Here is a 6,535-nt window from a genome sequence, read left to right as displayed (position 1 = left end):
GCAACGTATCGCTTTACAACGAAACGGACGGTCAGGCGATCCTGCCCACGCCCACCATCGGGGCCGTGGGGTTGATCGATCACGTGGACGAGATCATCGGCTGCGATGTTCGCGAGGGGCATGTCGCCCTGCTTTTGGGAGAGGTCGGCACGCATCTGGGCCAATCCGCCCTGCTCTGCCGTGTCTTTGGCCGGATCGAGGGCGACGCCCCCCATGTCGACCTTGAGGCGGAGCGCAAACGGGGTGAATTCATCCGCGCCAACCGGGCGTTGATCCGGGCCTGCACCGACCTGTCCGACGGCGGGCTGGCGCTGGCCGCTTTCGAGCTGGCGGAACGTTCGGGCGTGGGCATCCAGATCGACGACGGCGATACGCCTGCGCTTTTCGGCGAGGATCAGGGCCGGTATCTTATTGCCTGCACCTTCGACGAGGCGGAGGCGCTGATGTCCGCGGCTGCCGAGGCCGGGGTGCCGCTGACCAGCGTGGGCCGTTTCACCGGCGATCAGGTCCGCTTTGGCGACCAGGCGGCGCCCTTGGCCGAACTGTCGGAAACCTATCGCTCCGTCTTTGCCGAGACTTTCGACTGAGGCACCGGCGCTCAGGGACCCAACGCCGCCATCAGTCTTTCCTTTTCGCCACGGTCGTCGGGCCGGGAGATGGCTTCGGCCAGTTCCTCCAGCGAGGCGATGGAATGACCCGCGCGGAAACTGTCCACATGCGGCAGCATGGCGCGGATGCCGGCCGCCTTGGGGGCGAACCCGTCCCATCGCAGCAAGGGATTGATCCAGATGAGCCGCCGGGCCGTCAGTTGCAGCCGTTGCATCTGACGGGCCAGATCATCGGGCGCATCGCGGTCGAGGCCATCGGTGATCAAAAGCACGACGGCGCCCTGCCCCATGACGCGGCGGGACCAATCGCGGTTGAAGGCCTCGATGGAGGCGCCGATGCGGGTGCCGCCTTCCCAGTCCTGTGCCTGCGCCCCGGCGGCCGCCAGCGCCGCGTCGACATCCCGCGTCGCGAGGTGGCGGGTGATGTTGGTCAGGCGCGTGCCGAAGGTAAAGGCATGGACCTGCGCCCAACCCGCGCCCCGGGCATTGGCCACCGCGTGCAGGAAATGCAGGACCGTCCGGCTGTACTGGCTCATCGACCCAGAAATATCGCACAGCACCACGAGGTTGGGATAGCGCTCCCGCGGTTTCTTGCGCGCAAGGCTCTGCATCTCGCCCCCGCGTTTCAGCGCGGCGCGCAGGCTGCGCGCGGCATCGATGCGCCCCTGCGGCGCGATCTGGCTGCGGCGTGAAGGCAGCGGGCGTATGGGCAGGGTCAGGCGCGAAAGCATGCGCCGGGCCTCGGCCATTTCGGCGATGGTCATCTGTTCGAAGTCGAGACTGCGCAGACGTTCGGAGGTCGACGCCGTGAGGCTTGCATCCACCTCGATCAGCGCATCCTCTTCGGGGGTTTGCTCATCTTCGGGGCGCGGGGCCTCGGCCCCGTCCAGCAGGGCCTCGGCGGCGCGTTTTTCCGCGGCCTGCGCCGGGCGGTCCTCCTGCACGCCGCGAATGGCGGGGAGCATGGCGGCCATCATATGTTCAAGGTAGCGCGGATCGCGCCAGTAGAGACGGAACAACTGGGCGAAGACGCGGGCATGTTCGGGGCGGTTCACGAAACAGGCATGCAAGGTCCAGTAGAAATCCCGCCGTTCGGTGAAGCCCGCCGCCTCCACCGCGCGGATCGCGTCGATCACCCGGCCCGGCCCGATAGGCAGCCCCGCCCGGCGCAACGCGCGCGCGAAATGGGTGATATTGCCCGCAAGCTTGGGGTCATCGGGCAGCTCGAGTTGCTTGCCTTCCATGCGCGGTCAGCGCCCGGGGGCCGTCTGCCCCCGGACCCCCGAGGATTTCATGCCATTTGGAAGCATCAGGCCGGTTCCAGGCTGGCACGGGCCTGATCGAGGATCCGCTTGGCTTCGGAGCCATGCAGCTTCGCGATGTCATCCTGATATTTGAGGATCGCGCCAAGGGTATCGGCGATGACCTCGGGGCTGAGGCTCACAACATCCAGCGCTAGCAGGCATTTCGCCCAGTCGATGGTTTCGGCAACGCCGGGTTTCTTGAACAGATCCTCCGTCCGCAACCGCTGGACGAAGGCCACGACCTCGCGGCTGAGTGCCTCCGCCGCTTCGGGCGCACGGGCCGAGAGGATCTCCATCTCCCGGTCGAAACCGGGGTAGTCCACCCAGTGGTAGAGGCACCGGCGCTTGAGCGCGTCGTGAACTTCGCGGGTGCGGTTGGAGGTGAGCACAACGATGGGCGGTTCGGGCGCGGCGATGGTGCCGAGTTCCGGGATCGTGACCTGAAAATCGCCCAGCGCCTCCAGCAGGAACGCCTCGAACGGGGCATCGGTGCGGTCCAGCTCATCGATGAGCAGCACGGGCGGGCCCGAAGCATCGGGGCGCAGGGCCTGCAAAAGGGGGCGTTCGATGAGAAAATCTTCGGAAAAAAGCTCGGCGTTGAGCGCCGCGCGGTCGGCAGCGCCCGTGGCTTCCGCCGTGCGGATGGCCACCATCTGGGCGGGGAAATTCCATTCGTAGACGGCAGACCCGGCATCGAGGCCTTCGTAGCATTGCAGCCGGATCAGCCTGCGGCCCAGCCCCGCGGCGAGCGCCTTGGCGATCTCGGTCTTGCCGACGCCGGCCTCCCCTTCGAGGAAGAGCGGCCGCCCCAGTCTGAGAGACAGGAAAACGACGGTGCCCAGCGCGCGGTCGCAGACGTAGCCCTGCCCCGCCAGCATGTCCTGCACGGCATCGATGGAGGAGATGTCTTTCATGGGCGCTCCTTTGGTTCCGGGCAAGGGTGCATCCCTGCCCCCTCAGGTCAAGCGGCCACATGCGGATATGTCACGCAACCTCGACCAAAGGCGGGTGTCGATTGACGCGATTCGCCCCCGCTGGCATATTCCGGCAGCAAAAGAACAAGGTGCGGGCCATGGGACCCACACCCCCCGGAGGCGGACATGAGTAAGACATCAGGCAGCGCGTCGGCGCGGGGGTCCGGCTGAGATGCACGTGACGGCTGTGACCTGCGTCAAGAACGAGGGGCCGTTCCTGCTGGAATGGATCGCCTACAACCGGCTGATCGGCGTGACGGACTTTCTGTTCTACTCGAACGACTGCACCGATGCGACCGACCGGATGCTGGACCGCCTGCAGGATCACGGGATCGTCACGCATCTGCCCAACCCCGCGGATCCGGCGAAGAACCGCAGCCTGCAGATGCAGGCCCTGAAGGCCGCGCGCCGACATCCTCTCGTCAAGGGGGCCGATTGGGTCTGGATTGCCGATGTGGACGAATTTCTGAACATCCATGTGGGCGATCACACGATCCCTGCGCTGATCAGGGCCTGCGGCGATCCGCAGGCGATTTCGGTCACCTTCCAGTTCTTCGCCAACGGCGGTGTCGAGCATTATGAGGACGCCCCGGTGATCGGGCAGTTCCTGCACAGTCACAATCCGGATGTCTGGGGCGGGCATACGGCGATCGAGGTCAAGACCCTCGTGCGGCAGGATTTTCCGCTGAAGTATTTTGGCGCGCATCGCCCCTTTCATGACGACGACGGGATGCCGCGCCGGGACCGGCCCGTCTGGACGGACGGTTCGGGCCGGACCGTCCCGCGTGCCTTCCGCCGCCGTGTGAACAAGCGCCGCATTCGCGCGTTTCCGGCCAAGGGCGCGCGCGACTTCGCCACGCTCAACCACTATGCGCTGCGCTCGTTGGACAGCTATCTGGTCAAGAACGACCGGGGCGATGTGAACCGCGAACACCGCGCCTTCGATGACACCTATTGGCGCGAGCGCAACGACGCGGCGTTTCACGATCCATCCATCCTGCGCCATATGAATGCGCTGCGGGCAGAGATCGACGCGCTCAAGGCGCTGGAGGGTGTGGCAGAGCTTCACGAGCAGGCGGTAGCGGCGCATCGGGCGCGGCTTCAGGCCCTGATGGAGCAGGAAAGCTACCGTGCCATGCGCCGCCAGCTGCAAAACGCAAGCCCCTACCCCCCGGCGGAAGCAGCGCTGATCGCCGAACTCGGTCTGGCATGAGCCGTTTACGGGTCATCAACCTCGGCCTGCCAAAAACCGGCACCACGACGCTGTCGCGCGCCCTGCGCCGGGCCGGTCTGCACGTGGCCGACTGGCGCATACATGACCGCCAGACCAAGCGGGACGATATCAAGGGCAAACTGGTAGGCCAGATCTTCTACCGCGATTATTTCGAAACCGGCGATCCGCTGGCCCGGTTGAAGGAGTTCGACGCCGTGACAGAGATGAACGCGCTGCGGCCCGACAACAACTTCTGGCCGCAGACGGATTTCGGCCTGATTGACGCGCTTGAGCGGCACCATCCGGGCGTGCGGTTCGTGCTGTCGCGCCGGGATCCCGAGGCCACGGCCCGCAGCATGATGAACTGGGGCAACCTTGGCGAAAAACGCCTGCCCGACAACGATGTGCCCGGATTGCCGCGCGGGTTTGGCGGCTCCGTCTCCGACCTCATGCGCTGGATCGAGGGGCATCATGCCTTTTGCAGGCGCGTCTTCGCGGGCAAGGGCAACTTCATGGAGTACGATCCGGCGGACCCGGAGATTCGGGTGAAGCTGGGCGGGTTCCTCGGGATCGAGATGCCGTGGTGGGGGCGTGCCAACGCGCGCCGCCCCGCGCCCGAGCGGGAGGCCGGCTGACATGCGCTTTACACTCGATATCGGGCCGGGCCGTCATTCTGGTGAAACGGCGGCGCCTTTCCCGGGCGACAGGCTGATCTGGGCCTGCCGGGATCTGGCCCGGGCGGATGCCGAACAGCTACAGGCGGGCATCACGACCCCGACCGCGCAGGCGGCATTGGCGGATGAAATCGCAGGGCAGATGGAAGCATTGGCGGCGCAGGCCGGGGCGGAAGGCGTGGCCCTTTCCGTGCCCACCCTCGCCCGCGCGCTTTGCCTGCCGGAGGAGATCGCCCGGCTGAAAGCACTGCTGGACCGCGTCGGGCGCGATGTCACGATCCAGATGCCGCTGCAGCACCAGTCCCGCGCTCTGGCCCAGCACTATGCCGCGCAGGTGATGGCGGGGCGGCTGTCGTCTCTCGAGACCGAGCTTTCGTTGTTGGCGCAGCCGCAGTGGTGGGACGCGGCGCTTTCATATGAAGCGCGTTCCAAGGCTGGACCCATGACCGACACGCAGGCCCCGCCCTTCTGGCTGGATTACACACGTCTGCACTCCCTCTGGGCCGATGTTTTTGGGGCGGGATCAATCACCCTCTGCCCCGCAGAGGACCCTGAAGAATCCCCACCGTCGGCAGCGACATTGACGCGCGCGCGTCTCTTCAACGGGGTTCTGACCCGCTACATGGAGGTCACGCGCGCCATCGTGCCGCAGGACCTGTGGCGCAGCATGCTGGATGACATGGCGGTCGCCGCACCGCCGCTTGACCCCGGTGCGCTTTCACCGCTGGCTCGCTATTTCGAGGCGGAGAACGCAAAGCTCATCGCAGCCTGTCCGGCGCTGGCCGAAGCCTTGCGCCCGCCCTCGGTCGCGCCCGACTGGCAGGAAGCGGACCCCCTCTTTGGCTTCCGCGCCACGCAATACCTGACGGCGTTTCATTTCCGCATCCGCAAACATGCCACGCCGATTGTCGAGTTGCGCGAAACCGCTGCCAAGGCACGCGATGCGCAGGAGACATTCGACAGGCTGCTGTCGCCCGAGGGCCTCGACGCCGCGCAGGCGGAGGCGACGCGGCAATTGCGGGAGGTCGTACGCGGCAAATACGATGACGTCATGGCCGGCACGATCCGCCCCCACAACGACCTGGGCGCGGTGAACGAAGAGGATAGCGCCGCCCCCTATCCGCCCGCCCCTCCGCGCAACCTGCCCGGGGACAGCACGGGCAACGTGATCGTGGGCTGCATGAAGAACGAAGCACCCTATATCGTCGAATGGGTGGCCTATCACCGGGCCATCGGGGTGGATAACTTCCTGATCTACACCAACGGCTGCGAAGACGGGACATCCGAACTGCTGGACAGGCTGCAGGAAATGGGCGTCCTGCAGCACCGCAACAACGATGACTGGAAAGGCAATTCGCCCCAGCAGCATGCGTTGAACCAATCCCTGAAGGAGCCGGTCATCCGCAACGCGGAGTGGATCATTCACATCGACGTGGATGAATTCATGAACGTACGCACCGGCGATGGCACGCTGGAAGCACTCTTCGCCGCCGTGCCGGATGCCACGAATATCGCGATGACTTGGCGGCTTTTCGGCCATGACGGGGTGACCGAGTTGAACGACGATTTCGTCATCGATCAATTTGAATCCTGTGCGCCGAAGTTCTGCCCCAAGCCCCATACCGTCTGGGGGTTCAAGACGATGTTCCGCAACATCGGGGCCTATGAAAAGATTTCCTGCCACCGGCCCAACAAGCTGCGGGAGGATTTCGCGGACCGGGTCAAATGGGTCAACGGTTCGGGCAAGGACATCACGAAGGCC

Annotated in this window: 6 protein-coding genes; 4 read left to right on the top strand and 2 right to left on the bottom strand. The window is 65.6% G+C overall.

The window, feature by feature from the left end:
* The coding region (locus A3764_RS04600; protein WP_236628017.1) for an AIR synthase-related protein at positions 1–587 on the top strand (587 nt) is incomplete at its 5' end.
* Positions 588–598: 11 nt separating this feature from the next.
* Here A3764_RS04600 and A3764_RS04595 read toward each other — a convergent pair.
* Together A3764_RS04595 and A3764_RS04590 are read right to left on the bottom strand one after the other, a co-directional pair.
* Entirely contained in the window at positions 599–1,852 is a 1,254-nt protein-coding gene (locus tag A3764_RS04595; RefSeq protein ID WP_067928708.1) for a vWA domain-containing protein, read from the bottom strand.
* 65 nt (positions 1,853–1,917) lie between these two features.
* Positions 1,918–2,826 (bottom strand): AAA family ATPase, encoded by a 909-nt coding sequence (locus A3764_RS04590; protein WP_067928711.1) that lies wholly within the window; start codon positions 2,824–2,826, stop codon positions 1,918–1,920.
* Between the two features lie 232 nt (positions 2,827–3,058).
* Between A3764_RS04590 and A3764_RS04585 the strand changes: the two genes are divergently transcribed.
* The 3 genes from A3764_RS04585 to A3764_RS04575 form a co-directional block, all read left to right on the top strand.
* Positions 3,059–4,099, top strand: a complete 1,041-nt coding sequence (locus A3764_RS04585; protein ID WP_067928714.1) for a glycosyltransferase family 2 protein — start codon at positions 3,059–3,061, stop codon at positions 4,097–4,099.
* A complete protein-coding gene (locus tag A3764_RS04580) occupies positions 4,096–4,734 on the top strand; it encodes a sulfotransferase (protein ID WP_067928716.1) in 639 nt (212 codons plus the stop codon). Before A3764_RS04585 ends, A3764_RS04580 begins: the two co-directional genes overlap by 4 nt.
* 1 nt (position 4,735) lies before the next feature.
* Positions 4,736–6,535, top strand: a 1,800-nt coding sequence (locus A3764_RS04575; protein WP_067951253.1) for a glycosyltransferase family 2 protein, incomplete at its 3' end; no start/stop codon positions are given.

This window comes from Sulfitobacter sp. HI0129, assembly GCF_001635395.1.
Classification (GTDB): domain Bacteria; phylum Pseudomonadota; class Alphaproteobacteria; order Rhodobacterales; family Rhodobacteraceae; genus Sulfitobacter.
Note: the sequence above shows the minus strand (reverse complement) of the source record. Positions and strands in the feature narration are given on the sequence as shown.

Bases quoted from the DNA above. Each gene is read 5' to 3' on its own strand.
- A3764_RS04595 (WP_067928708.1), bottom strand. From the start codon at position 1,852: ATGGAAGGCAAGCAACTCGAGCTGCCCGATGACCCCAAGCTTGCGGGC.
- A3764_RS04590 (WP_067928711.1), bottom strand. From the start codon at position 2,826: ATGAAAGACATCTCCTCCATCGATGCCGTGCAGGACATGCTGGCGGGG.
- A3764_RS04585 (WP_067928714.1), top strand. From the start codon at position 3,059: ATGCACGTGACGGCTGTGACCTGCGTCAAGAACGAGGGGCCGTTCCTG.
- A3764_RS04580 (WP_067928716.1), top strand. From the start codon at position 4,096: ATGAGCCGTTTACGGGTCATCAACCTCGGCCTGCCAAAAACCGGCACC.